Genomic DNA, 24,497 nt, shown 5'->3' with positions numbered 1-24,497 from the left:
CGGCCGAACGGCAGTGCGACGGAGTGGAATTACTCCTTTCCACACCTGGCCCCACCCGGCCCGCGCGTCGCTATGATGACCCGTCTCACGTCCACGGCGCCCCTCCGCGGCGTGACCCACCACCGCGCTCCGCCCGTCTCCTGGAGGCAGCCGTGCCCAGTGAAGTGACCGCAGCCGCCCGTCCCGTACCGCTGAAGCTGGACGACATCCCCGGTTGGTTCTTCGGTCTGGACCGGGCCGCCTTCGCCCACCTGCTCTCCCAGCAGAGCGAGGCCGGGGTCAAGGGCGACATCCTGGAGCTCGGCAGCTACCTCGGCCGCAGCGCGGTGCTGCTCGGCGACCACCTGCGGCCGGGCGAGCGGCTGACCGTCTGCGACCTGTTCGACTCCGAGGCGGGCGACGACGACAACGCAGCCGAGATGGCGATGTCCTACCGCAAGACGCTCACCCGCAGCGCCTTCGAGTCCAACTACCTCGCCTTCCACAGCGAACTGCCCGAGATCGTCCAGGCGCCCACCTCGGTGCTGGCCGACGGCCGGATCCCGGCGGGCAGCTGCCGGTTCGTCCACGTGGACGCCTCCCACCTGTACGAGCACGTCGCCGGGGACATCACGGTGGCGAAGGCCGCCCTCGCCGAGGACGGCCTGATCGCACTGGACGACTACCGCTCCGAGCACACCCCGGGCGTCTCGGCGGCGGTCTGGGAGGCGGTCTTCACCGGCGGCCTGCGCCCGGTGCTGCTCACTCCGATGAAGTTCTACGGCACCTGGGGCGACGCCGCGGCCGCCCGGCAGGTCCTGCTGGAGCGCGACTGGCGGGCCGAGGGCTACACCACGGACGAGGACACCATCGCCGGGCAGCGCGTCCTGCGGCTCAACTACCAGGTCAAGACACCCGCGACGGTCCAGCGCTCCGCCTCGCGCCGGCTCGCGCTGGACCTGCTGCCCCCGGTCGCCACCCGCGCGACCCGCCGGGTGCTGCGGACACTGCGCGAGCGCCGCGCCGTCCGGCCGACGCCGAACGCCTGACCCTCAGCCCGCGGCCACCACCGCCGTCCGGGGCACCAGGGCGTAGGCCAGCGCCGCGCCCAGCACCCCGGCGGCGGCGGCCGCGAGCAGCACCCGGTTCAGCCCCTCGACCGGCACGGCGCCGCCCCACTGGAACAACACGCCGAAGGCCGCGACCCCGAGGGTCTGCCCCAGCTGGCGGAAGGTGGTCATGGCCCCGGCGGCCATGCCCGCCCGCTCCGGGGGCAGCGCCGCGAACACGGCGGCGCCCATCGCCGGGCCCGTCAGCCCCACGCCGATGCCCGTCAGCACCAGTCCGAACGCCGGCGACCAGGCCGAGGAGTGCCCGTCCAGGCCCGCCTGCGCCGCGCACCCCAGCCCGCTCAGCAGCAGCCCGGTGCCGAGCACGGCCCGCGGCGACCTGCCGTGCAGCCGGCGCCCGCTGACCAGCGAGGCGGCGAAGGAGGCCAGCGCGAGCGGCATCAGCGCGAGCCCGGCCCGCACCGGCCCGAGGCCGAGGCCCTCCTGCAGCCACACCGAGGTGTAGACCAAGGCCGCGAAGGCGGCCGTCGCGGCGAGCACGCACGCCATCGCGGCCGAGAAGAACGGCCTCGCGAACAGCCGCAGGTCCAACAGGGGTGCGGCGCTGCGCAGTTCGATCCGGCCGAAGGCGGCCAGCGCGAGCCCGGACAGGGCCAGCAGGCCGAGCACGGTCGGCGAGGTCCAGCGCCGCTCCCCCGCCAGGGACAGCGCGTAGGTCAGCGCACCGGCGGCCAGCGCGAACGCGGCCGTCCCGGGGACATCGACGCGGGCCGTGCCCGCGCCCCGCCGCCCGGCGGGCAGGCCCCGCAGCGCCAGCACCACGGTGAGCGCGACCAGCGGCAGGTTGAGGAGGAACACCGCCCGCCAGCCGAGGTACTGGGTGAGGACGCCGCCGACCACCGGGCCGAGCGCCGCCGCCAGCCCGGTCACCGCGCCGAAGACGCCCATCGCCCGCCCCAGGTCCGGCCCCCGGTAGACCGAGCCGATCAGCGCGAAGGCGGTCACGGCCATCGCCGCGCCGCCGACGCCCTGCAGCGCGCGGGCGGCGACCAGCGCCCCCACGCCCGGCGCCAGCCCGCAGACCAGCGAGGCGCATCCGAACACCGCGAGACCCGCGGCGTAGACCGCGCGCGCCCCGAGGCGGTCCGCCAGGGCGCCCATGGGGAGCATCAGGACGGCCAGCACCAGCGTGTAGCCGTCGACCACCCACTGCAGTTCGGACAGCGGGGCCGACAGCGCCGCCCCGATCCCGGGCAGGGCGACGGACAGGACCGTGGTGTCGAGCAGGAACAGGAACGTGCCGAGGCAGACGGCCGTCAGGGGCCACCAGGTGCGCATGAGGCTTCCTCCGTGGAGCTTCGTCGTGGACGCCCACACCCTCCCGAGCGCGGCCGCGCACCCACCAGCCAGGCCTGCCGCAGCGGCGGATACTGGCACACTGACGTCCCATGAAGACGGATACCGTCACCCTTGACGCGATCGACCACGGCCTGGTGCACGCCCTGCAGATCGACGGCCGAGCCCCGCTGCGCCTGATCGGTGAGGCCCTCGGCGTCTCCGAGACCACCGTCGCCCGCCGCTACCGGAGGCTGCGCGGCGCCGGGATCCTTCGGGTCGTGGGCACCCTGAACGGCGCCCTGCTCGGCTACCAGGCCTGGACGATCCGCCTGCGGTGCACCCCGGACTCGGCAGGCGCCATCGCCAGGGCCCTCGCCGCCCGCCCCGACACCTCGTTCGTCCACCTGCTCTCCGGCGGCACCGAGATCTCCTGCAGCGTCCAGACCCGCACCGCCGACGACAGCGGGGAACTGCTGCTGCACAAGCTCCCCCGCACCGGCCGGGTCACCTCCGTCTCGGCGCACCTCCTGCTCGGCAGCCACGTCCTGCCCAACAGCTGGGCCGGCCCGGCCCGCCTCGCGCCCGATCAGGCCGCGGTGCTCGCCCCGCCGCCGGTGGAGCCCGCCGAGGTCCCCCTGGAGTCCGGTGACCGCGTGCTCCTCGACCTGCTCTCCCGGGACGGACGGGCCAGTCACACCGAACTCGCCGCGGCGACCGGCTGGTCGGAGTCGACCGTGCGGCGGCGGCTCGCCCTGCTGCGCCGGTCCGGCGTGCTGGTCCTCCTGGTCGACATCCCGCCGGCCGCCCTCGGTTTCCGCGCCGAGGCCCGGCTGTGGATGTCCGTACGACCCTCCCGGCTCGGCGCGGTGGCCGCCGCGATGGCCGGGCACCCGGAGGTGTCGCTGGCGGCCCACACCACGGGGCCCACCAACCTGCTCGTGGCCGTCAACTGCCGGGACTCGCTGGACCTCGCGCGCTACCTGACCGGCCCGGTCGCGGCGCTGGACGCGATCCAGAGCATCGAGACGGCCCCGGTCATCCGCACGGTGAAGCGGGCCGGGGCGCTGCTTCCGATCTCATGAACACATCGTCAATGTCGTCCATGCCCGCGCGCCGCCGTCAGGCCCGGGCGGCGGGGGTGCTGAGCGCGGTGTCCGGCAGGACGGGCAGCGGTCCCGACGGCGGCGGGGTCCAGGCGTCCGGGTCGGGGGCGAACGGTCCGGTACGGTCCCGGAGTTGGGCGAGGGCGTGGTCGCGGGCCCGGTCCACCTGCCGATGGGTGGCCTCGTCGATCACCCCGAGGCTCCGGGCCTCGGCGTACTCGTCCTCGTCCTTCCAGGTGTGCGAGGAGAGATCGGGGGTGACCACCAGGTCCAGGAAGAGGTCGAAGGTGTCGATGCCGATGGCCGTCCGTCGGTACGGCAGCTCGAAGTTGACGTACCAGCGCAGCGGGCGGCCCTCGGGGCTGAGGAAGCGGTGCACGCTGAACGGCTCCCCGGCGGTGAAGCGGCTGATCACCACCGTGTCGCGCCAGGTCCAGTGGTCGAGCTCCCAGCAGCCGGCGGCGAGGTCGTCGATGCCGCGTTTGCGCGCGGCGACGCCTCCCTCGCGCTGCGAGGCGGTCCAGCTCGCGGGGGCCAGGGTCTCGACGCCGGGGCGGGCGGTCAGGGTCAGCGTGGCGCCGTCGTCCGCGAGGACGGTGTAGGGCATGGCCGTCCAGATCCGGCCGCCCACCACGTCCCGGCGGACGGCGGTGCCGCCCGGCACGAACGGGGGGCGGGGGGCGGTCGTCATCGGACGTAGTACGCGCGGTTGTGGGCGGCGACCGGCGGGGACTGGTAGGTCCAGACCCCGGCGGCCGGGGCGTCGGAGATCAGCAGGGCGAGGTCACGGGCGGACTCCTCGGCGGGGTTGCCGAGGTCGAGCCGGACCCGGTCGGCGGTGCGGTCGTCCAGGGCGTAGTAGCGGTACGGCTGGTAGACGTTGAGCGGTCCGGCGAGCAGCTGGCCCTCGTCGTCGGTGCCGTATCCGGTGATCGGGGTGTTGTTGACCGACTCGGCGGTGAGGCCGATCAAGTCGACCTCCAGGGAGAGGAGTTCCTCGTCGTGGCGGTTCAGCCCGTCCGCTCCGAGGGTGGCACGGCGGCAGGAGACGCTCCACCGTTCGCGCACGGCGGGCGCGTTGAGCGAGGGCATGGTGGTCTCGAACCAGCCGGGATGCTTGGGTTCGGCGTACAGGCGGCGCCCGGCGGCGATGGCGAGCGGGTTGTCGCAGAGCACGTGCAGCCGGGCGATGCCGAGCAGCTTGGTCTGCTCGTAACCCCGGGCGTACTGGCCGTAGTTGACCACCGGGATGCGCTCCTCGGCGAACACCGGGTGGGCGACCAGGTTGATCTCCAGCTCCTGGGTGATGCCGCCGCCGTTCGGGTACTGGGCGAAGTAGAGCTGGTAGTTGAGCGACACGCAGGCCCCGCCGTCGAAGGCGGCGACGGCCAGCCCGGGGTGGCGCTTGCCGAGCACCTGGCGGGCCCGCTCGGGCTCGACCAGGTAGTCGACCCCGACGTTGTGCAGCGCGCCGTAGTGGAAGGGCAGATGGTACGGCTCGGGTACGGGCGGCAGCGGCAGGCCGGTCATGAGTGCTCCGAGGGCGAGGAGGGTTCGGGCGAGAAGGCCACAGGCTGGGAGGCCACGGACGGGGAAGGCCGGGACACGGCGGCCGGCCGGCGCAGGTCCACCAGGTCCCGGTGCATCCGCTCGGCGCTGCGCAGCGCGAGGGCGGCCATGGTGAGCGAGGGGTTGGAGGTGCCCAGTGAGGGCATCGAACCGCAGCCGACGGCATACAGGTTGGGGTGGTCCCAGCAGCGCTGCCAGTGGTCGACCACGGAGCTGCCGGGCGAGCCGCCCATGAGGTGGGTGCCCCCGGCGTGGCCCGCGCCGCGGTAGCCGTGGATGACACCGCGGTGTTCGAGCCGACCCGGCCAGCGGGCGCCCGGGTAGGCGGTGTGGTCCTCGGCGCCCAGCAGGGCGAAGAGCTGGTCGGAGACGGCCCGGGCGGAGGCCATGCCCTCGCGGACGTAGTCGGAGAGGTCGTAGCGGATCGCCGGGACGGGCAGGCCGAGCGGATCGCGCCGCTCCGGGTCGAGGGTGACCCGGTTGGCCGGGTCGGCGGGCTGTTCCAGCTCGAACTGGAGCGAGAACTGCCGTCCCAGCCGGTCGCCGAGGCGCTCGCGCAGTTCCTTGCCGCGCAGCCCGGCGGCCAGCAGCCCGGCGGCCTCGGTCTCGGGGGTGCCGCCGGCCCAGGACCAGCCCCAGTTGCCGATCTCGATCCGGAACGGCGCCCGGTTCCGACGGGCCGGGCCGAAGCGGAAGGCCTCCAGTCCGCTGGTGGAGCCGGGCCCCCGGTAGGGGCCGACCGGGCGGGGCATCAACCCCCAGGTGAGCAGCGCGGGGTGGTCCATCAGGTTCCGGCCGACCTGGTCGCTGCGGTTGGCCAGGTCGGACAGGAGCAGCAGCCGGGCGTTCTCGATCGCGTGCGCGGCGAGCACCACGAGGTCCGCCTCCGCCCGGTGGGCGGTTCCCCCGGCCAGGTACTCGACTCCGGTGGCCCGCCCGGTCGCCGGGTCCGCGAGCACCCGGCTGACCACCGCCTCGGTGCGCAGCTCGACGCCGGGCGCCCAACGGGCCTGGGTGCGCAGCGGGGTGTACTTGGCGCCGGTCGGGCAGACCGGGACGCAGCTGGCACTGCCCGCGCAGAGCGGGCCGGACCCGGACTCCGGCCGGGTCGGCCGGCCGTTGCGGGCGTGCGGGGTGCCGGTGACGGCGAGTCGGGCGGGGTCGGGCATGGCGGGGTCGCGGGCGGTCCGGCCGTCGAGGGCGTCGGCGAGCTGCCGGTCGAGGTGGCTGGCCGGGATGGCCCGCATCGGGAAGGCGTAGCCGTCCGGGAGGGGCAGTCCGACGGCGCTCCGCTGCTCCTCGGCGTCGGCCGCGACGCCGAGTTCCCGCTCGGCCTCGCGGTAGTACGGCTCCAGGTCGTGGTAGCCGATCGGCCAGTTGCGGCCGTGGCCGAGGTCACCGGTGCGGAAGTCCTCGGGGTGCATCCGCGGGGTGAGGCCGGTCCAGAGCAGTCCGGTGCCGCCGTTGGCGCGCAGGTAGCCGCTGGCGTAGGGCAGTGGCCCGTGCTGCCGCAGGTAGCCGGTGGCGGTGAAGCCGCCCTCGGGGTGCCCGGTGAGGTCGGTGACGTCGGGTGAGGGCGCGTCGGGGTTGTGCGGGTACGGCGAGGTGGGCGGGCCGCCGCCGGCCGCGCGGTGGGCGGTCGCGGTCTCGGCTGCGGTGGGCGCGGTCCGTCCGGCTTCCAGGACGAGCACCCGCCAGCCCTGTGCGCCGAGGCGGTGGGCGACCAGGCTTCCGGCGAAGCCCGCGCCGACGACGACGGCGTCCCAGCGTGCGGTCACCGCTCCTCGCCTCCTCGGGGCGCCTCGGCCCAGCTGCCGTGGCCGGGGGCGGCGGCACCGGGTGCGCTGGCGTGGAAGGTCCGCCAGAGCAGGCCCTGGTCGTGGGCCCGGGCGGAGCTGGGGTCCTCGCCCGGCCAGGCGCCGACGTACCAGAGGTGGACGAGGGCGTGCTCGTCGCGGACCCGGTGGGCCAGGACGGTGCGGTGGTGCTCGTGCGCCATGCCGGTGGCGCGCAGCTCTGGCACGTCGAAGCCGGTCAGCTCGGCGCACACGCGCAGGAACTCCTCGAAGTCGGCCAGTTCGTCGACCTCGGCGTACTCCCCGATCCCGTACGGGTCGGTCTCCGACCGGCCGGTCGCGTACGCGCGGGCCTGGCGGGAGTCGGCGGCGTACGACTCGGCCTCGTACAGCTCGGCCTCGTACGGGTCGTCATCAACGGTGCGATCGTCGGACACGGACACGCGGGCACCCCCCACGATCGTCAGCGGATGGCCAAGACATGACAGACACGCGCCGGTGTCGGCACGATCCGTCCCGTTCAGCGAGATCCTGCCGCCCGGGTGGACGACCGGGAACCATTTGATCGAAGGTGCCCGATCTTGACCTCGTCCTGATCGATCAGCGCGCCTCCATGGCCGAAGCCGGCCCACTTCCGCTCAGCCCAGCGCCCGCACCGCCTCCAGCACGTCCAGCCCGAGCCCCGGGTCCGCGTCCTCCGGCAGGTTGACGGACAGCCGGGTGACCAGCCCCGTGTAGCGGCGGTGGATCTCCCGCGCGACCTCCTCCACCGAGCCGGACACCGCGAAGGTGTCGAACACCTCGTCGTCGATCAACGCGGCCATCTCCGCCCAGCGCCCGCGCACCGAGTGGGTGTGCAGCTCCTCCTGCAGCCCCTCCCAGCCGTGCTGCGCCAGCACCGGGCGGTAGGCAGGAGTGGAGGCGTAGAAGGCGAGCCGCTCACGCACCCCGGCCCGGTTGGCGGCGAGCTCCTCCTCGGTGCGGCCGGTGGCGGTGAGCACGTTGCCGACGATCTCGAACGGCCGCCCCGTCCATGCGGCGCCGTCCGCCTCGGCCCGCTCGCGCTCCTCGGTCAGGCCGGGCAGCACCTGCTCGGCCAGGTAGGCGGTCGAGGAGAACGGGTGGCTGAGGAAGCCGTCGGCCACGGCCCCCGCGGTGCGGGTCATCAGCGGCCCGACGCCCGCCAGCAGGATCCGGGGCACCCCGGCCGGGACCGGATCCGGCGAGAACACCGGCGTCATCACCGTGTGGGTGTAGAACTCGCCCCGGAAGCGCAGCCGTTCACCGGTCTGCCAGCTGTGCCAGATCGCCCGCACCGCCTGCACGTACTCGCGCATCCGGGCGGCCGGACGGTCCCAGGGCATCCCGAAGCGCTTCTCGATGTGCGGCTTGACCTGCGAGCCCAGCCCGATCACGGCCCGTCCGCCGGAGGCCGCGTGCAGCCCCCAGGCCTGGTACGCCAGCGTCATCGGGGTACGGGCGAAGGCCACCGCGATGCCGGTGGCCAGTTCGATCGACTCGGTGCGGTCGGCGGCCCGGGCGAGCTGGAGGAACGGGTCGTACGCCGTCTCGGCGACCACCAGCCGGTCCATGCCCCGGCGTTCGGCCTGCTCGGCGGCGTCGAGAATGCCCGCCGGATGCCCGGAGGCGGTGGCGTCGAGGCGGAGGGCGGCGGGTCGGTCCATGGCGGTGCTCCTGGTCGCGGGCTGCGGTGCTTCCCGGCTAGCCTGCCACGCCGTCAGCGCCGCTCCGACCCGCCTCGACCGCCGCCCCGACCGTGAACAGCCGGTCCAGGTGCCGGTCGACGGCGGCGAGCACGGCGGGCGGCTCGATCACGTTCAGCTCCAGCAGCGTGGTGAACCCGGTCAGCGCGAGCAGCAGGTCCGTCTCCACCACCGGGTCGCGGTCCCCCGCGATCAGCCCGTCGCCCACACCGCCGAGGGAACCCTCCGCGGCTTCCTGGACCGGGGGCTCCCGGTCGTCCGCGGCGTCCCCTACGCCCGGCCGCCGGTCGGACCGCTCCGCTTCGCCGCCCCCGCCCCGCCCGAGCGCTGGGACGGCGTCCGCGAGGCCTTCACGTTCGGCCCCGTCGTCCCCCAGTCCGGACCGCTGCCGGCCGCGCCGACCCAGGGCACCGACTGGCTGACGCTCAACGTCTGCACCCCGGACCCGGGCGCGGCCGGACTGCCGGTGCTGGTCTGGATCCACGGCGGCGCCTTCATCTCGGGGACCTCGGGCGACCCGCTGTACGACCCGACCGAGCTGGCCCGGGCCGGGCTGGTCGTGGTGAGCGTCAACTACCGGGTGGGCGCGGAGGGTTTCGCGCTCCTCGAGGGAGCCCCGGCCAACCGCGCCTTCCTCGACCAGATCGCGGCCCTGGAATGGGTCCAGCTCAACATCGCCGGCTTCGGCGGCGACCCCGGCCGGGTGACCATCGCCGGTCAGTCGGCCGGTGCCTCGTCGGTCGCCGCGCTGCTCACGATGAGCCGGGCGCGCGGCCTGTTCCGCCGGGCCGTCGCCCACACCGTGGGGGGCAACCTCTGCGCCCCCGCACTGGCCGCCGAGGTCACCGCCGCCCTGGCGAACCGACTCGGCACGGCCCCCACCGCCGCCGGCCTCGCCGAGGTCGATCCCTGGCGCCTGGCCGCGGCGGTCACCGACCTCGGTACCGCACTGCCGGAACACCTCGCGCGCTGGGGGCGGCTCGCGCAGACCGGCGTCGCGACCGTCCCGGTGGTCGACGGCGAGGTCCTGGCCGGGGAGCCCTGGGCCGCCCTGGCCGCCGGACGCGCCGCCGGGATCGAGCTGCTGGTCGGTCACACCCGCGACGAGTTCCGCCTGTTCAGCGTCCTGGCCGGCCGGCACGGCACCTTCACCGAGGAGGAGGCCCGCACCGCCCTGGCCCAGCTCGCCCCGCGCCCGGACGGTCCGGACGCCTACCGCACCGCCCTGCCGGACGCCACGCCCGAGGACCTGCTCGAAGCCGTCAGCTCCGATGCCCTGTTCCGGATGCCCTCGCTCCACCTCGCCGAGGGCAACGCCGCGGCCGGCGGCAGCTCCTACCTCTTCGAACTGGCCTTCCCCGCCCCCGCCCTGGGCGGAGTGCTCGGCGCCTGCCACGGACTGGACGTCCCGCCGGCCTTCGGCACCCTGGACAGCCCGATCGGCCGGCACTTCCTCGGCGACCCGCCCGGCCCGGCGACGGTCGAGCTCTCCTGCGAGCTGCAGCGGGCCTGGATCCGGTTCGTCTCCACCGGCGACCCCGGATGGGCCCGCTACGAGCCGGAGCGGCAGCTCACCCGGGTGTTCGACACCCGCTCGGAGACCGTCCGCTACCCCGAGCAGGCCTGCCGCGACATCTGGTCGGGGCGCACCCCCACCGCCTTCGACCTCGTCTGACGAGAACGGCGAGAACGGCCGGAGCGGCGGGAGCGGCGGACTCGGCGACGTCAGATCGCCAGGTCCCGTCGCTCCAGCAGCCGGAAGGCCGCCAGCAAGCCGAGCAGCCCCACCCCGAGCAGCACCCCCAGCGCCGCCCACGGCACCCCGCCGTGCGCGAGCAGGTCCCCCGGCGCGTAGTAGTGGAACGGGCTGAGGTAGCGCAGCGGTTCCGCCGGGGACCAGGCCAGGGCGACGAAGTTGAGCGCGAAGCCGGCCGCGCCGAAGGCCACCGCCGCACCGATCACGTACGCCCGCCGCCGGCTGAGCGCGGACACCGCCAGCACCGGCCCGGTCAGGCAGAACGCCAAGGCGCAGCCCAGCAGTCCGGCAGTGAACACCCCGCCCTCCGGTACCGCGTCGCGCAGCTTCGGCGAGAAGGCCACCCCGAGCGCGACGGTCAGCGTGGCGGCCGCGTTGAGGAGCACCGAGGCGGCGATCAGCGCGCCGGCCCGTTCGGCGAGCAGCCGGCGCCGGGAGAGTGGACGGGTCATCAGCAACTCGATGGTGCCGGACTCGACGTCGGCCGCGACGGCGGCGGCCCCGAGCGAGCCGATCACGGTGAGCTGGAGCGCGATCCAGAACGGGTGGGTGAGCCCGGCGCCGAGCAGCCCGGGGTAACTGGCGATGGAGACATCGCTGTTGGAGCCGCTGAAGGCCTTGAACGCGCCGGGCGGGGTGCGGCGGGCGCCGAACAGCTCGGTGGGCGGGACGGTGCCGGCGATCACCACGATCAGCGTCTCGAAGACGACCATGCCGAGCAGCAGGGTGGTCAGCATCCGGCGCCGCCGGTGCAGGGCGAGCCAGACCAGGGGGAGTCGGCGGCTGACGGTGCCGGGGGTCATCGCGCCTCATCCCCTTCGACGGCCTCCTGGTCGGTCGAGCGGTAGAGGTCGAGGAAGGCCTCGTCCAGGCCCGCCTCCTCCACGGTCAGGTCGGCGACCGGCAGTTCGGCGAGCAGGCCCCGTACGGCCGGGACCACCTCGTCGGGCGGCACCAGCAGCTCCACCCGCCGGCCGTCCCAGCGCGGCGACCAGCGTTCGGCGGTACCGAGCGGACGGGCGCCCTGCCCGTCGGCGAAGAGCAGGCGTACCCGCCGCGCCCGCGCCCGGCGCAGCTCGGCCACCGAGCGGACGGTCACCAGCCGGCCCCGGCGGACGATGGCGACCCGGCCGCAGGTCCGCTGCACCTCGGGCAACACGTGGCTGGAGAGCAGCACGGTGCGCCCGGCCGCGGTCTCCTCGGCGAGCAGTTCGAAGAAGGTCTCCTGGAGCAGCGGGTCCAGCCCCTCACTGGGTTCGTCCAGCACCACCACGGCGGGCGTGTGCTGGAGCGACTGAACCAGCCCGAGCTTCTGCTTCATGCCGCGCGAGTACTCCCCCACCGGCCGGGCGAGGTCGGCCGGGTAGAGCTTCAGCCGCTCGCACAGCTCGCGCTGCCGGGGCACCGGGGCACCCTGGAGGGCGGCGAGCAGGTCGAGCGTCTGCTGCCCGGTGAGCTCGGGGTAGAGCCGCAGTTCGCCGGGCAGGTAGCCGAGCGCGGGGGCGAGCCGCCGGTGGTCGGCCACCGGGTCCAGACCGAGCACCCGCACCCGGCCGTCACTGGGGCCGAGCAGGCCGACCAGGCAGCGCAGGGTGGTGGTCTTCCCGGCGCCGTTGGGGCCGAGCAGGCCGAACACCTCACCGGCCTCGACCGTGACGTCCAGGTCCTCGATGCCGACCGTGGCACCGTACCGCTTGGTGAGCGCGGTCAGTTCGATCACCGGTGCGGTTGCGTTCCCGGGCATGCCCACCTCCTGTGGCTACCCCCTCGGATGCGTGTCGGACATCCAAGCGTGGGTGCCCCCGGCCAGTCGAGAGACACGGCCGGGCCGCTTCCGCGCGCTCACCCCTTGCACACGCCCAGCGGCACCAGGCGGGCGACCTGCCGGGCGAGCCCCGCGGCCTCGGTGACGGCGGCCACCGCGTCCACGTCCTTGTACGCCTCGGGCGTCTCCTCGGCCAGCGCCCGCATCGAGGCGGGGCGCACCGCGATGCCGCGCGCCTCCAGGTCGCCCTTGAGCCGCTCGCCGCGCACCATCCGCAGCGCCTGGTGGCGGCTCCACACCCGCCCGGCGCCGTGGCACGCGGAACGGAAGGCCTCGTTTCCGGGCAGACCGACCATGACGTACGAGGCGGTGCCCATCGTCCCCGGCACCAGCACCGGCTGCCCGGCCTCGGCCAGGTCGGCGGGCAGTTCGGGGTCGCCGGGCGGCAGGGCCCTGGTGGCGCCCTTGCGGTGCACGCAGAGCTTCCGCGGCGCGCCGTCCACCTCGTGGGTCTCCAGCTTGGCGAGGTTGTGCGACACGTCGTAGACCAGCTCCAGCCCGACCCCGAGCGCGGTGGCGAAGGCGCGGCGGGCGGCCTCGGAGAGCAGCTGCCGGTTGGCCCGCCCGTAGTTGGCGGCGGCGGTCATGGCGCCCAGGTAGGCGCGCCCGCGCGGGGAGTCGACCGGGGTGCAGGCGAGTTGGCGGTCCGGGAGCTCGATCCGGTAGCGGTGCAGCTCGCGGTCCATGGCGCGGACGTGGTCGGTGCAGATCTGGTGACCCAGGCCGCGCGAACCGCAGTGGATCATGACGCAGACCTGGCCCGGCCGCAGCCCGAAGGCGGCCGCCGTCTCCGGGTCGTGCACCCTGTCGACGGCCTGCACCTCCAGGAAGTGGTTGGCCGAGCCGAGGCTGCCGACCTGCTGCAGCCCGCGCTCGACGGCCCGGGTGCTCACCTCGCCCGGGGCCGCGCCCGCCAGCACGCCGCGGTCCTCGCAGCGCTCCAGGTCGCGCGGCACACCGTGGCCGTGCTCGACGGCGTAGCGGGCGCCGCCGAGCAGCAGGTCGTCGAGTTCCTCCGGCCCGGCGAGGTGCCAGAGGCCACCGCGGCCGAGTCCGCGCGGGACGCTGTGGTCCAGCAGGTCCATCAGACGGCGGATCCGCTCGACGTCGAGCTCCTCCCGGGTGACCCCGGCGGCGAGCAACCGGACCCCGCAGGAGATGTCGAAGCCGACCCCGCCGGGCGAGACCACCCCGCCCTGGTCGACGTCGGTGGCGGCGACCCCGCCGATCGGGAAGCCGTAGCCCCAGTGCACATCGGGCATCGCGTAGGAGGCGCGGACGATCCCGGGCAGCGTCGCCACGTTGGCGACCTGCTCCAGCGCCTTGTCCCCGGCGGCCTGCGGCAGCAGCGCGTCGGTCGCGAACACCACGCCCGGCACCCGCATCGGCGGTCGCGGATCGATCCGCCAGCGGCAGCGGCCCGCCTCGGCCAGTGCGATCTCCACCTCGCTCACCCCGCTCCCGCAGCACGTACCATCCGTCCACCGCGGCTAGACGTCCACCGTGGCGGCGCAGGTCCAACCGCCCGGCCCGGCGCTCAGCTCCAGGCCGTGCAACGAGACGGCCTTCGGTACCGCGCCGACCAGCGCGGCGGTGGCGGCATCGGCCATCCGGAACCGGACCTCGACGCTCCGGGCGCCGTCCAGGCCCTTGATCGGCCCGAAGGCGAGCGCGACCGGCAGTTCGCCGTCGGCGTCCATCCGGTAGATGACCTCCTCCAGGACGCCCGCGAGCAGGTCCGGGTCGCTCGCCGCGAGCACGGTGCAGCCGCGCTCGCCGACGATCCGCGCACCGGACAGGTCGGCGAAGGTGCCGACGACGGCGTGCACCAGCTCGCCGATGCAGCCCTCGGCTGTCGGCGCCCATGCCTCCACCCGCAGGTCCGCCGTGTGCGGCACGCTCCGGTGGCCGCTGCCGGACCGGCCCGCGGGCTCGTGACCGTCCACGAGCGACGCCTCCCGCACCCGTTGCCGTCTTCCCTCCAGAGTCGTCCCGGGGGCGGTCCGGGGGCAAGTGCGGCTGGTCCCCGACCGCCGGGTGCGGCCGCCTTCCGACCGCCGGCCGCGGCTATGCTCCGACGGACGGGTGCGGCTGGTCTCCGACCGACGAGAGGTACGCGGCGGTAAGCCCCGGCGTGGCCAGCCAGGCGGCGTGGTCGCTCGGCTCGGCGTAGGTGTTGGCGAGCCGGCGGGCGACCTGCTCGTGCTCGGCGGCGGCCGCGAAGACGCCCTGCAGATGGTCCGGCATGGTGAGCATCGACGCCGTGAACTCCACGGTGTGGCGGGCGTGTTGCTGCCAGAACCGTTCGGCTGTGCGGCACATCCAGTCCGCCGTGAACGGGGCCGCCCCGTGCTCGACGATGGCCCGCCGGTACGCCTCCGCCGCGCGGGCGGCGCCGTTGGCGCCCTGCCCGGTGATCGGGTCGTTGACCACCACGGCGTCGCCGAGGCCGAGGACGTGAACGGCGTCGACGCCCGAACCCAGCTCCGCCACCGGGCGGCGCACCGTCGGGGTCACCGCGCCCCACAGCCCGGCCCCGGCGTCGGTCGGCTCGGCCGCGCGCCAGAGCTCCGCCTCCCAGGGCAGGTACTCGGCCAACAGCTCGCGGATCCGGGCCAGTTGGACGTCGGGTGCCGGGCCGTCGCCGAACGCGTCCAGCGGCCCGCCGGGCAGCGCCTCCCACAGCAGGATGTCGCAGGGACCGGAGAACGTCAGCGCCGGCTGCAGGTACAGCTCGCCGAGGCCGGGCAGGGCGTGCATGCGCGCCCTGGGCCCGGCGGCCGGGTCGGGCGCGCCGACACCGTGCGCGTACAGGCAGGACAGCGCGCGCTGCGGCCGGTCGAAGGGCGAGCGGGCGGCGTGGCGCTCGAAGATCCCGGCCAGCTCGCCGCGACCGGCCGCGACCACGGTCAGCTCGTGTCCCCGGGCCAGTTCGTGCAGCCCGGCCCGGTCCAGCGAGCGATACTCGACCCGGCCGCCACGTTCCGCGAGCAGTTCCAGCCAGCGGGCCAGCTTGATCCGCTGGTCCACCGACTGGGCCGGCTCGTCCAGCGTCATGGTGAACGCGAGTGCCCGGGTGGCCGGCGGCGCCGCGAGCACCGCCTCCACCGACGAGACCGCCGGCGCCTCGTCCGCCCACAGGTCCAGCCCGGCAGCCGCCTCGATCCGCAGCGCCGGGCCGAACATCGCCTGGGTGGACAGCACCCGCCCGCCACGCACCTGCTCCGGGGTGCGCTCGGCCACCAGCGTCACCCCGTACCCGTCGGCCACCAGCCCGAGCGCGAGCTGCAGGCCGGCCTGGCCCGCTCCGACGACGGCGATCCGGCGCATGGCGCCCTCCCGGTGGTCTGCTGACGTTGCGTCAGCAGGAACCCTAGCCCAGCGGTCAGTCCGCCGACAGGGTTCTGACGGCGGTTCCGACCTCGGTGCTAAAGGCGGTTCCGGCCGTCCAGATGTGCAGTGATCAGCCGCACCACGGCGTCGACCTGGTCCGCCACGTAGAAGTGCCCGCCCGGAAAAACTCGCAGGTCGAAGCCGCCGGTGGTGTGCCGCTCCCACTGGGCGACCTGCTCGACCGTCGCATTGCCGTCGCTCTCCCCCACCAGACCGACGATCGGCTGGGTGACGACGGCGTCCAGGGGCGCGCAGTAGGTCTCGATGGCGGTGTAGTCGGCCCGCAGCGCCGGGATGATCAGCTCGCGCAGCGCCGGGATGGTGAGGATCTGTTCATCCGTCCCGCCGAGCCCGACGATCTCCTTGAGCATGCCGTCGTCCGACAGCTGGTGAATCCTGCTCTCCCGGGGCAGCGAGGGTGCGCGGCCCGCCGACACGAACAGCCGCTCGGGCCCCGCCAGGCCGTCCCCGGCGAAGCGCCGGGTCACCTCGAAGGCGACGGCCGCGCCCATGCTGTGCCCGAAGAAGACGAGCGGCCGGTCCGCCCACTCCCGCAGCTCCCGGTAGGCCTGCTCGGCGAGCTCCGGCACCGAGTCGATCGGCGGTTCCGCGAAGCGGTTCTGCCGCCCCGGGTACTGGACCGCGAGCACGTCCGCGTACGGCGCGAGCGCGTTGGCGTGGTCCAGGTAGTAGCTGGCCGAGCCACCGGCGTGCGGGAAGATCACGACCCGGGCCGGTGCGGAGTCGGACGGGTTGAACCGGCGGAACCACGGGTTGTCGACGGCGGCGCTGCTGGGCATGCGGGGTGTGGCCTCTCTCCGTGACGTACTCTGCTCGCCCCAGTCTCGCAGTGTGCTCGCGACGGCGGGGGCGATTACGGCGTGTTACCCAGATCACTTCATCAGGTCACACCCGCCCGTCCCTCGTCCTATGTCCCCGTACCCGTACACCTGCAGCTCGGTGACCGGACCGGTCGGGGTCTCCAGGACGGCGGCGCGGTCCAGCACCGAGACCGAGCCGCGCCCCGCGGCGAACGGTTCTCCCGCTCACCCCTGACGGCGGGACAGGTGTTCCCCCCGGGTCAGTTCGTGGACCCGCACGACGCGGCCGCTACCCGGGGCGGTCGTCTCGCGTTCGGGTCGCAGGCCGAGTTTGGCCATGACGCGCTCGGAGGCGGAGTTGCCGACCTGGGCGATGCTGATGATCCGCTCCAGGCCGCGCCCTTCGAACCCGAACCGCAGCACCGCCGTCGCCGCCTCGGTGGCGATGCCCCGACCCCAGAACGGTCGGCCGAGCCGCCAGCCGATCTCCACGGCGGGCAGCACCTCAGGAAGGAAGGTCGGAACGGCCAGGCCCGTGAACCCGACGAGTTCACCACTCGCCCGCCACTCCACCGCGAACAGGCCGAAGCCCTCGGCCTCCCAGTTCCTCTCGATCCGCCCGATCCACAGGCGGGTCTCCTCCGGGCCGAGGACCCGCCCGTCACGGATCCACCGCATCACCTCGGGGTCCGCGTTCACCGCGGCCATCGCCGGCACATCGCTCTCTCGCCAGCGGCGCAGGACGAGACGGGGGGTATCGATCATCACCATCCGTCCATCCTCCCCTTCCGCCACCGCGTTTCAAGCCCGCTGCTCAAACCCGCTGCTCAAGCCCGCCGCTCAAGCCCGCCACTCAAGCCCGCTACGAACCGCACCGCCTCCGCCCGCGAACGGGAGACCCCATCGAGCAGCAGCACCGACACCGCCTCCGGCGTCGGCATCGACCCGCCCACCGCGAACGCCGCCAACAGCCGCCCCAAACCCCGACGGTGCCGGGCGAACACCCGGGCCGAGGCATGCCGCCCACGCGCCCGCTGCCCATCGAGCGCGGCATCCGCACCGACGTCCAACAACACCAGGTGCAGCTCACGCCCCCGCCGTCCGGCCTCCCGTGCGAGCCACCGCCGCATCCACGCCCGGCTACCGCAGTCGTGCACCAACAACGGCCCACCCCGCCGCACCGACCCGCGCAACAACCGGAAGTGCTCCACCCGCGCCCACGGCCGGTACACCGCGTACGGCAACCACCCCGGCATCACCGCCTCACAGGCCTCGTGCACCCCGCGAGGATCCACCGCCCGCACCGCACCCCCGCCCCAGCGCCGCAGCAAGGTGCTCTTCCCAGCCCCCGGCAACCCCGACACCACCACCACGGCATCAGCCGGATACGCCACCACGAACCCCGCCCCACCCATCCCCCGCAGGTCCACCACTCCCCACGGCACCACCGTCCCGTCCACCGTGCCGCCCACCACTCCCCCGTCCGCATCCGACCCGGAACCCTAACAACACCCTTCCGGGCCGCCGGAAACGCGCGCTCGGAAAGCACGCCAGGGGCAACCCCGCACGAGTTCGAATCCCGCATCCTCCGCCTCCGCCCAGGAAGGCGGTCGAAGGCCCCGACCGGGTCTCCGGTCGGGGCCTTCTTCGTCCCGCGGTCTCCGTTCTGGTCCCAGCTGCCCCTTGGGCCGCCCCGTTCCCGAAGGGGTAAGCCGTGCTCAACACACCCGTGCTCGTTCCCCGGTCCCGCGACTCACCGCCCGGCAGCCCGGGCCCCGATCGACTCAATCGACTCAATCGACGGTGAGCACCAACTTCCCCGTGACCCGCCCGGATTCGCCGAGTTCGTGGGCCTTGGCGGCGTCCGCCAGCGGGAAGACGGCGTCGACGTGGACCTTCAGCCTGCCGGTCTCGACCAGCTCCGTGACGGCCAGCAGCGCACGCCGGTCGGGCTCGACCAGCATGAAGCCCGAGCGGATGGAGCGCGCGGCCGCGGCCGCGGCGAGCTCGCCGGTCTCGCGGGCCGGGAGGGTGATCAGCGTGCCGCCGTCCCGCAGCACCGACAACGAGCGCTCCTGGTAGTCCCCGGCGATCGGGTCGATCACCACGTCCACGTCGGAGACCACCGAGGCGAAGTCGACCGCCGTGTAGTCGATCACCTCGTCCGCGCCCAGCCCCCGCACGAACTCGTGCTTGCCCGCGCTGGCCGTGCCGATGACGTACGCGCCGTACGCCTTGGCGATCTGCACCGCCAGGTGCCCCACGCCACCCGCCGCGGCGTGCACCAGGACCCGCTGCCCCTCGCGCAGGGCCGCCGTGTCCACCAGGGCCTGCCAGGCCGTCAGGGCGGCCAGTGGCAGGGCGGCCGCCCGCACGTGGTCGAGCCCGGCCGGCTTGGGGGCGAAGTGGCGTGCCGGGGCGGCCACGTACTGCGCGTAGCCGCCGACCATCCGCGGGAAGCCGGGCATGCCGTACACCTCGTCACCCGGCCGGAAGATCGTCACGCCGAGGCCGACAGCCTCCACCACACCCGAGACGTCCCACCCCACGACGCCGTCACCGGGGACGAACAGGGCACCGACCGACCGGGTCTTCCAGTCCACCGGGTTGACGCCGGCCGCGTGCACCCGGACCAGGATCTCCGTCGGACCGGGTACCGGCCGCTCCCGCTCCACGACCTTCAGGAACTCCGGCCCGCCCGGCTCCTCGAAGGCCACGGCCGTCATCTTCTCCGTCGTCTTCTCCGTCGTCTGCTGCGCCATGTTCTGCGCCGTGTTCTGCGCCATTCGGAATCACTCCCCGTCTCGTTCGCGGCTGATCCACAGCCTGACGCCGCCGATCAATCGAAACGAGTGGCCAGATCGCCAATGAGTGAGAGAATCCGGCCATGCAGCACGCCGTGCACCGCGTCGTCGTCCTCGCCCTCCCCGGCGTCATCCCCTTCGAACTCGGCATCCCCGCGAAGGCCTTCGGCCTCGCCCGCGACCGGGACCGCAATCGGCTCTACGAGGTGGTCACCTGCACCCCGGACGGCCGGCCGGTGCGCACCAGCGAGGACTTCTCGATCGCCGTCGAGCACGACGCGAGCGTGATCGCCACCGCGGACACCCTGATCGTGCCGGCCATCGACGACCCGGTCGGTGGCAGCGACCCGCTCCCTGAGCCGGTCGCTGCCGCTCTGGCCCGGCTCCGGCCCGGCACCCGCGTGGTGTCGATCTGCACGGCCTCCTTCGTCCTCGCCGCGGCCGGGCTGCTCGACGGCCGACCCGCCACCACGCACTGGTTCCACGCCGAGCGCTTCCGCGAGCTGTACCCGCGGACCCCGCTCGACCCCGACGTGCTCTACGTGGACGACGACGACGTCCTCACCTCAGCCGGCGCCGCCGCCGGAATGGACCTGTGCCTGCACCTGATCCGCCGCGACCACGGCAGCGAGATCGCCAACCGGGTCGCCCGCCTGTGCGTCGTCCCGCCGTGGCGCGACGGCGGCCAGGCGCAGTACATCGCCCGGCCCGTCCCCGCGGCCACCGGCAGCGACACCGCCGGGGCGCGCGAGTGGGCCCTTGGGCAGCTCCACCGGCCCATCCAGCTCGCCGAGTTGGCCGCCCAGGCGGGCATGAGCGTGCGCACCTTCAGCCGCCGTTTCCTCGCCGAGACCGGCCAGACCCCCGGCCAGTGGCTCACCACCCAGCGGCTCGAACTCGCCCGCGGGCTGCTGGAGTCCAGCGACCTGCCGGTGGACCGGGTCGCCGAGCACGCAGGGTTCGGCAGCGCCTCCTCGCTGCGCCAGCACCTGGCCGCCACGATCGGCGTCTCACCCGCCGCGTACCGCCGCACCTTCCAGGGCCGCCGCCGCGAACCGGCCGGCCGCCACCGCGATCCGGCACGGGGCGCCGCACCGGTGGCCACGAGGTGATGCCCTCGCAACCGGGGGGCGGGGACGCACCGTCCCACGAGACCGGGGCTGGCTCTTCGCGAACGTCCGCGCAAGTGTCCTGCGCCATCGAACCTTGATCATTGCCACTGAACCTTGATGATCGTTAGGTTTGTGCCATCGAAGCTTGAGTGGCATGGGGTGCCCATGTGTCGGGGGTGGCGGTGGGGAGCTCGCGGGTGCGTACGGGGATTCGGCCGTCGGTGCGTTTGATCGTGGCTCCTTCGAAGGCAGCGTCCGGGTCCGACGACGCCCGCTCTGGTCCTGCCGGAACGTCCGGTCCGAGCAGGTGGCTGCGGGCCGGGACCAGCGACGCACGTGCCGCCGATGCCACAGGACGTCAGAAAGTGAGTAGACAGATGCAACCGACGTTCGTACTGGTTCACGGAGCCTTTTCGAACTCCTTCTCATTCGCACCACTCCAGGCCGAACTCGGCCTCCTCGGACACCGTTCGGTCGCCGTCGATCTGCCCGGCCATGGTTTCGAGGCGACCTACACGCGTGCCTACCAGGCGCCACAAGATCTCGAAGGGCTCGCCACGGCGCCCGGCTCGATCAAGGGCGTCACGCTCGCCGACAATGCCGCGCACCTGATCGGGATCCTCGAAAGGGCCAAGCAGAACGGGCCGGTGATCCTCGTCTCCCACAGCCGCGGCGGCATCACGGCCACCGCAGCGGCCAACGCACGGCCCGACCTGATCGACCGCATCGTCTACGTCTCGGCTTGGTGCCCTGTCGATCTCGACGTCAACGACTACTACGCCGAGCCGGAGATGGCCACGGTCGACGCCGCCTCCCTGGGCCTGGCGCTGGCCGGGAACCCGGCCGAACTCGGTCTGCTCCGCGTCAACTTCCGCACCGCGAATCCGGACGCCCTCGCGGCCTTCAAGGCGGCCTTCCTCGCTGACGGCACCGACGAGGAGTTCCTGGCCTTCCTGAACACCTTCCAGCCCGACGAGAACCTGGACGCCGGCACCTCCGCCGACCGGGCACAGGCCGAGACCTGGGGCCGCATCCCGAAGACCTACGTCCGCTTGGCCGGCGACACGAGCCTGCCGCTCGCCATACAGGACCGGCTGATCCGCGAGGGCAACGCGCTGACGCCGGGCAACCCGTACGACGTCCGCACCCTTGAGGGCAGTCACCTGAAGTGGCTGGTCGACCCGGCAGCAGCGGCCCGAGCCCTGGGTGAACTCGCAGCACTGGCGGGGTAGCCGGGGGCAGGAGGAGCACGGCCCGGCGACGACACCAAGGCCACGGCGGCTCGTGCCGCCGTGGCCGGCTCGAAGTTCGATGACACACGCTCGAGCTTCAGGGTCACCGGACAACAGGAGCCGCACCCATCAGGCCACAGCCGATGACCGCGACCTCGTGAGCCTTCGACTGACTGCTGGATTCGATCACTTCCGCCTCCGCTGCTCGTCGTGTAGTGCCGATGGAATCCGCCGGCGAACAGCGCACGCATGCGCGACGGCGGCAGCGGAATCGAGCCGCGCCGGCTCTGCGACGCACTGCGCCGCGCCGTCACATGCACGGCCTTCACCTGCTTCCGGCGGCCGCCCCTCGCATGGTGGCGCACGGAAGCCCAGGTCGAGGCCGATGCAACGACCAGAAGCAGAACTCGAATGGGTTCGGTTTTCCGGATGTGCTGAAAACCCGTCAATCCCCGTGACCGCCGGAACCGCCTACCCGCTCCCCGTCGGGACGTCGACCGGCACCGGCACCGACACCGGCCTGAACGACGGACTCGACGGCGCGGTCGCAGCCGCGCCTCACCGAGCGGGCGACCGCGAGGGCGCCGCTGACGCGAGTCTCGACACCTGCCGCCACTGAGCCCGACGAGCCGGGCACGCCGACTCAAGGCTCCTGGACGACTGACGCGCGGCCGGCGCTGAAGTCGGCGACACGGGCGGACCTCAGGGCAGCTGCGCGCGGATCTCGTTCCAGGCGAGCAGGCGGGTCTTGGTCGGGCCGGCCGGGAGGAGGGGCAGCAGGGTGGCGAGGTGGGCGGTCAGGTTCTTGTGGCGGCGCAGTTCGCCGATGCGCTCGACCGGGAGATCGCGCCAGCCCTCGGCGAGGGCGGCCGCCTCGGAGGGGTGGAGGGCGAGGGCCACGAGGGTGTCGGCGGCGAGCGCTTCCGGGTGCCACTCGGGTTCGTCGCCGGGGCCGAGCCGGGTGATCACCCAGGTGCGCAGCATGAACTCCTGCAGGCGTCGGCCGGCCTCGCCCCAGGGGCCGTCGCCGTGTGTCCGGCGGTTGGCGGCCAGTGACAGGCGGGCCCAGCGCAGGCGGGCGGGCTCGGGTTCGTCGTCCTGGTAGGCGTGGAGTTGGGCGGTCTGCCGGATCCGTTCCAGCTCGTGGCTCCCGGTCTCCGCCCGGGCGGCGCGCTGTTCGAGTTCCGCTATCGACCCTTCGCCCACGGGCCCTCGCCTCCGCTGCCGCGCCGTTACCGATGTGACCACGAAGGACCGTAGCGCACTCGCGGTGCCGGCACCCACTAGGCTGACGCACCGTCAGACAGGGGAGTATGCATGACAGAGGCAGGTCCGACGTCCACCGGACTGGTGCTGGACGGGCTGGCGCGGGAGCCGGGGCGGGTGGCGCTGCGGTGCGGGGGCGAGGCGCTGACCGGACAGGACTGCCTGGACACGGTGTTCCGGACGGCCCGCGCGCTGGAGCGGGCGGGGCTGGGGCGCGGGGACGGGGTGACGGTGCTGGCCGGGAACCGGCCGGAGGCGCTGTTGGTGCGGCTGGCCGCGAACCTGATCGGGTGCCGGGTGGCGATGCCGTTCCCGGACAGCCCGGTCTCCGAGCTGGTGGCCCTGGCGGAGTTCGTCGAGACGACGGCGCTGGTGTTCGACCCGTCGACCTGCTCCACCTCGGCCGGCGCGATCGCACGGGCGCTTCCGTCCGCCGGCGTGTTCGCTCTCGGCCCGACGGCGCTCGGCTTCGACCTGCCGGAGCTCGCCGCGGCCTGCTCGCCCGCGCCGCTGGAGCCCCGCTACCGGCCCGCGGACGTGATGGCCGTGCGGTTCACCAGTGGCACCACGGGGCGGCCGAAGGGCGTGCTGCAGCGCTTCGCGCGCCCGCCGCGGCCCGCGCTGCTGTCCGGGGCGTCCTTCCTGCTCTGCACTCCGCTCTGCCACGGCGGCGGTACGACGGCGGACCTCGCGCTGGCGGCGGGCGGCACGGTGGTACTGCAGGAGGGCTTCGACGCCGCCGAGGTGCTGGCGGCGATCGAACGGTACCGGGTGTCCCGGGTGCACCTGTCGCCGCACCTGCTCCACGCGCTGCTGGACCACCCCCTGCTGGCCGCGACCGACACCGGCAGTCTGCGCCGGGTCGGCTACACCGGCTGCCCGCCCTCGCCACGGCGGCTGGCGGAGGCGACCCGGCGGCTGGGCCGGGTGCTGCACCAGACCTACAGCCTGACGGAGTGCGGCCCGGTCTCCCGGCTGAGCCCGGACGAGCACCTCGCGCCGCGTCTGCTGACCACCGCCGGGCGTCCGTACCCGGACACCGCGGTACGGGTCCTGGACGAGGAGGGCGCGCCGTTGCCGCCGGGCCGGACCGGGGAGATCTGCGTGCGCACCCCGACCGCGACGGCCGGCTACTGGCGCGATCCGGAGCTGACCGAGCGGGTGTTGCGGGACGGCTGGCTGCACACCGGTGACCTGGGCAGTCTGGACGCCGCCGGCTATCTGACGGTGGCCGGGCGGCGGGACCCGATGGCGATCGTCGGGGGGCACAATGTGTTCCCCCTGGAGGTCGAGGAAACCCTGCGGATGCATCCGGACGTCCGCGAGGCGGTGATCTTCACGACCGCCGACCCGGAGCGCCTGGGGCGGGTGCACGCCGCGGTGGCCCTCACCCCGGGCGCGCGGGTGACGGCGGAGCAACTGCGCCGCTGGGTGGGTGAGCGCGGGGACCCCCGGTGCGCTCCGGACGCCGTCCTCCTCCTTCCGGCGATCCCGCTGAACGGCCTGGGCAAGCCGGACCTGCCCACGCTCCGCGCCCTGGCGGCCGAACGGACCGGACGGACCGGACGGACCGAACGAGCCGAACGGACCGAACTGGCCGAAGGGCCAGGACAGCCCGGACAGCCCGGACAGCCCGGACGGCCCGGACGGCCCGGACGGCCGGTCAGCGCCACAGGGGCGCGCGAGGGGGTGTGACGCGCCCAGCCAAC

At 74.1% G+C, this 24,497-nt stretch carries 23 protein-coding genes; 7 read left to right on the top strand and 16 right to left on the bottom strand.

Annotation, left to right across the window (positions count from 1 at the left end; all coding sequences use genetic code 11):
- Window positions 1-152 precede the first annotated feature (152 nt).
- A complete protein-coding gene (locus tag ACFVWU_RS07200) occupies window positions 153-1,028 on the top strand; it encodes a class I SAM-dependent methyltransferase (RefSeq protein ID WP_387616692.1) in 876 nt (291 codons plus the stop codon).
- 3 nt (window positions 1,029-1,031) lie between these two features.
- Here ACFVWU_RS07200 and ACFVWU_RS07195 read toward each other — a convergent pair whose 3' ends face one another.
- Window positions 1,032-2,387: an MFS transporter gene (locus ACFVWU_RS07195; RefSeq protein ID WP_387616690.1), complete on the bottom strand. Its 1,356-nt coding sequence runs from the start codon at window positions 2,385-2,387 to the stop codon at window positions 1,032-1,034.
- Window positions 2,388-2,497: 110 nt separating this feature from the next.
- Between ACFVWU_RS07195 and ACFVWU_RS07190 the strand changes: the two genes are divergently transcribed.
- On the top strand, window positions 2,498-3,469 hold the full coding sequence (locus ACFVWU_RS07190) for an Lrp/AsnC family transcriptional regulator (protein ID WP_387616688.1): 972 nt from the start codon (window positions 2,498-2,500) through the stop codon (window positions 3,467-3,469).
- Between the two features lie 37 nt (window positions 3,470-3,506).
- On the opposite strand, the gene ACFVWU_RS07185 is transcribed toward ACFVWU_RS07190, so the two are convergent.
- From ACFVWU_RS07185 to ACFVWU_RS07165, 5 genes are all read right to left on the bottom strand, one after another.
- Window positions 3,507-4,181, bottom strand: coding sequence for a DUF402 domain-containing protein (locus ACFVWU_RS07185; RefSeq protein WP_387616686.1), 675 nt, complete (start codon window positions 4,179-4,181; stop codon window positions 3,507-3,509).
- The gene (locus ACFVWU_RS07180; RefSeq protein ID WP_387616684.1) at window positions 4,178-5,020 is read right to left on the bottom strand and encodes a hypothetical protein; all 843 of its coding nucleotides are present in this window, start codon (window positions 5,018-5,020) and stop codon (window positions 4,178-4,180) included. Before ACFVWU_RS07180 ends, ACFVWU_RS07185 begins: the two co-directional genes overlap by 4 nt.
- The gene (locus ACFVWU_RS07175; RefSeq protein ID WP_387616682.1) at window positions 5,017-6,837 is read right to left on the bottom strand and encodes a GMC family oxidoreductase; all 1,821 of its coding nucleotides are present in this window, start codon (window positions 6,835-6,837) and stop codon (window positions 5,017-5,019) included. Before ACFVWU_RS07175 ends, ACFVWU_RS07180 begins: the two co-directional genes overlap by 4 nt.
- Window positions 6,834-7,298 (bottom strand): hypothetical protein, encoded by a 465-nt coding sequence (locus tag ACFVWU_RS07170; protein WP_387616680.1) that lies wholly within the window; start codon window positions 7,296-7,298, stop codon window positions 6,834-6,836. Before ACFVWU_RS07170 ends, ACFVWU_RS07175 begins: the two co-directional genes overlap by 4 nt.
- A gap of 195 nt (window positions 7,299-7,493) precedes the next feature.
- A complete protein-coding gene (locus ACFVWU_RS07165; RefSeq protein ID WP_387616678.1) occupies window positions 7,494-8,540 on the bottom strand; it encodes a TIGR03617 family F420-dependent LLM class oxidoreductase in 1,047 nt (348 codons plus the stop codon).
- Between ACFVWU_RS07165 and ACFVWU_RS07160 the strand changes: the two genes are divergently transcribed.
- Window positions 8,539-10,254, top strand: coding sequence for a carboxylesterase/lipase family protein (locus tag ACFVWU_RS07160; protein WP_387616676.1), 1,716 nt, complete (start codon window positions 8,539-8,541; stop codon window positions 10,252-10,254). The genes ACFVWU_RS07165 and ACFVWU_RS07160 overlap by 2 nt on opposite strands.
- Window positions 10,255-10,304: 50 nt before the next feature.
- On the opposite strand, the gene ACFVWU_RS07155 is transcribed toward ACFVWU_RS07160, so the two are convergent.
- The 9 genes from ACFVWU_RS07155 to ACFVWU_RS07115 form a co-directional block, all read right to left on the bottom strand.
- Complete coding sequence (locus ACFVWU_RS07155) at window positions 10,305-11,138, bottom strand: ABC transporter permease subunit (protein ID WP_387616674.1); 834 nt, start codon at window positions 11,136-11,138, stop codon at window positions 10,305-10,307.
- Window positions 11,135-12,079 (bottom strand): ABC transporter ATP-binding protein, encoded by a 945-nt coding sequence (locus tag ACFVWU_RS07150; RefSeq protein ID WP_387616672.1) that lies wholly within the window; start codon window positions 12,077-12,079, stop codon window positions 11,135-11,137. The genes ACFVWU_RS07155 and ACFVWU_RS07150 overlap by 4 nt, the downstream gene beginning before the upstream one ends.
- A gap of 98 nt (window positions 12,080-12,177) precedes the next feature.
- Window positions 12,178-13,614, bottom strand: coding sequence for an RtcB family protein (locus tag ACFVWU_RS07145; RefSeq protein WP_387616670.1), 1,437 nt, complete (start codon window positions 13,612-13,614; stop codon window positions 12,178-12,180).
- A 36-nt stretch (window positions 13,615-13,650) separates the two neighbouring features.
- Window positions 13,651-14,106, bottom strand: coding sequence for an archease (locus ACFVWU_RS07140; protein ID WP_387616668.1), 456 nt, complete (start codon window positions 14,104-14,106; stop codon window positions 13,651-13,653).
- A gap of 121 nt (window positions 14,107-14,227) precedes the next feature.
- Window positions 14,228-15,490: a styrene monooxygenase/indole monooxygenase family protein gene (locus tag ACFVWU_RS07135; protein ID WP_387616666.1), complete on the bottom strand. Its 1,263-nt coding sequence runs from the start codon at window positions 15,488-15,490 to the stop codon at window positions 14,228-14,230.
- Between the two features lie 98 nt (window positions 15,491-15,588).
- Window positions 15,589-16,353, bottom strand: coding sequence for a thioesterase II family protein (locus ACFVWU_RS07130; protein ID WP_387616664.1), 765 nt, complete (start codon window positions 16,351-16,353; stop codon window positions 15,589-15,591).
- 246 nt (window positions 16,354-16,599) lie between these two features.
- The gene (locus tag ACFVWU_RS07125) at window positions 16,600-17,145 is read right to left on the bottom strand and encodes a GNAT family N-acetyltransferase (protein ID WP_387616662.1); all 546 of its coding nucleotides are present in this window, start codon (window positions 17,143-17,145) and stop codon (window positions 16,600-16,602) included.
- 56 nt (window positions 17,146-17,201) lie between these two features.
- Window positions 17,202-17,846: an AAA family ATPase gene (locus tag ACFVWU_RS07120; RefSeq protein WP_387616660.1), complete on the bottom strand. Its 645-nt coding sequence runs from the start codon at window positions 17,844-17,846 to the stop codon at window positions 17,202-17,204.
- Window positions 17,847-18,167: 321 nt separating this feature from the next.
- Window positions 18,168-19,160, bottom strand: coding sequence for an NADP-dependent oxidoreductase (locus ACFVWU_RS07115; RefSeq protein WP_387616658.1), 993 nt, complete (start codon window positions 19,158-19,160; stop codon window positions 18,168-18,170).
- 101 nt (window positions 19,161-19,261) lie between these two features.
- Here ACFVWU_RS07115 and ACFVWU_RS07110 point away from each other — a divergent pair, with 101 nt between their 5' ends.
- The 3 genes from ACFVWU_RS07110 (at window position 19,262) to ACFVWU_RS07100 (ending at window position 22,141) form a co-directional block, all read left to right on the top strand.
- Window positions 19,262-20,290, top strand: coding sequence for a GlxA family transcriptional regulator (locus tag ACFVWU_RS07110; RefSeq protein ID WP_387616656.1), 1,029 nt, complete (start codon window positions 19,262-19,264; stop codon window positions 20,288-20,290).
- A gap of 377 nt (window positions 20,291-20,667) precedes the next feature.
- Entirely contained in the window at window positions 20,668-21,522 is an 855-nt protein-coding gene (locus tag ACFVWU_RS07105) for an alpha/beta hydrolase (RefSeq protein WP_387616655.1), read from the top strand.
- 454 nt (window positions 21,523-21,976) lie between these two features.
- Window positions 21,977-22,141 (top strand): hypothetical protein, encoded by a 165-nt coding sequence (locus ACFVWU_RS07100; protein ID WP_387616653.1) that lies wholly within the window; start codon window positions 21,977-21,979, stop codon window positions 22,139-22,141.
- Between the two features lie 83 nt (window positions 22,142-22,224).
- Here the strand turns inward: ACFVWU_RS07100 and ACFVWU_RS07095 are convergent, their stop codons facing one another.
- Window positions 22,225-22,728: a hypothetical protein gene (locus ACFVWU_RS07095; protein WP_387616651.1), complete on the bottom strand. Its 504-nt coding sequence runs from the start codon at window positions 22,726-22,728 to the stop codon at window positions 22,225-22,227.
- 111 nt (window positions 22,729-22,839) lie between these two features.
- Between ACFVWU_RS07095 and ACFVWU_RS07090 the strand changes: the two genes are divergently transcribed.
- A complete protein-coding gene (locus tag ACFVWU_RS07090; protein ID WP_387616649.1) occupies window positions 22,840-24,483 on the top strand; it encodes an AMP-binding protein in 1,644 nt (547 codons plus the stop codon).
- Window positions 24,484-24,497 lie beyond the last annotated feature (14 nt).

Source organism: Kitasatospora sp. NPDC058190 (assembly GCF_042883685.1).
Classification (GTDB): Bacteria; Actinomycetota; Actinomycetes; order Streptomycetales; family Streptomycetaceae; genus Kitasatospora.
Note: the sequence above shows the minus strand (reverse complement) of the source record. Positions and strands in the feature narration are given on the sequence as shown.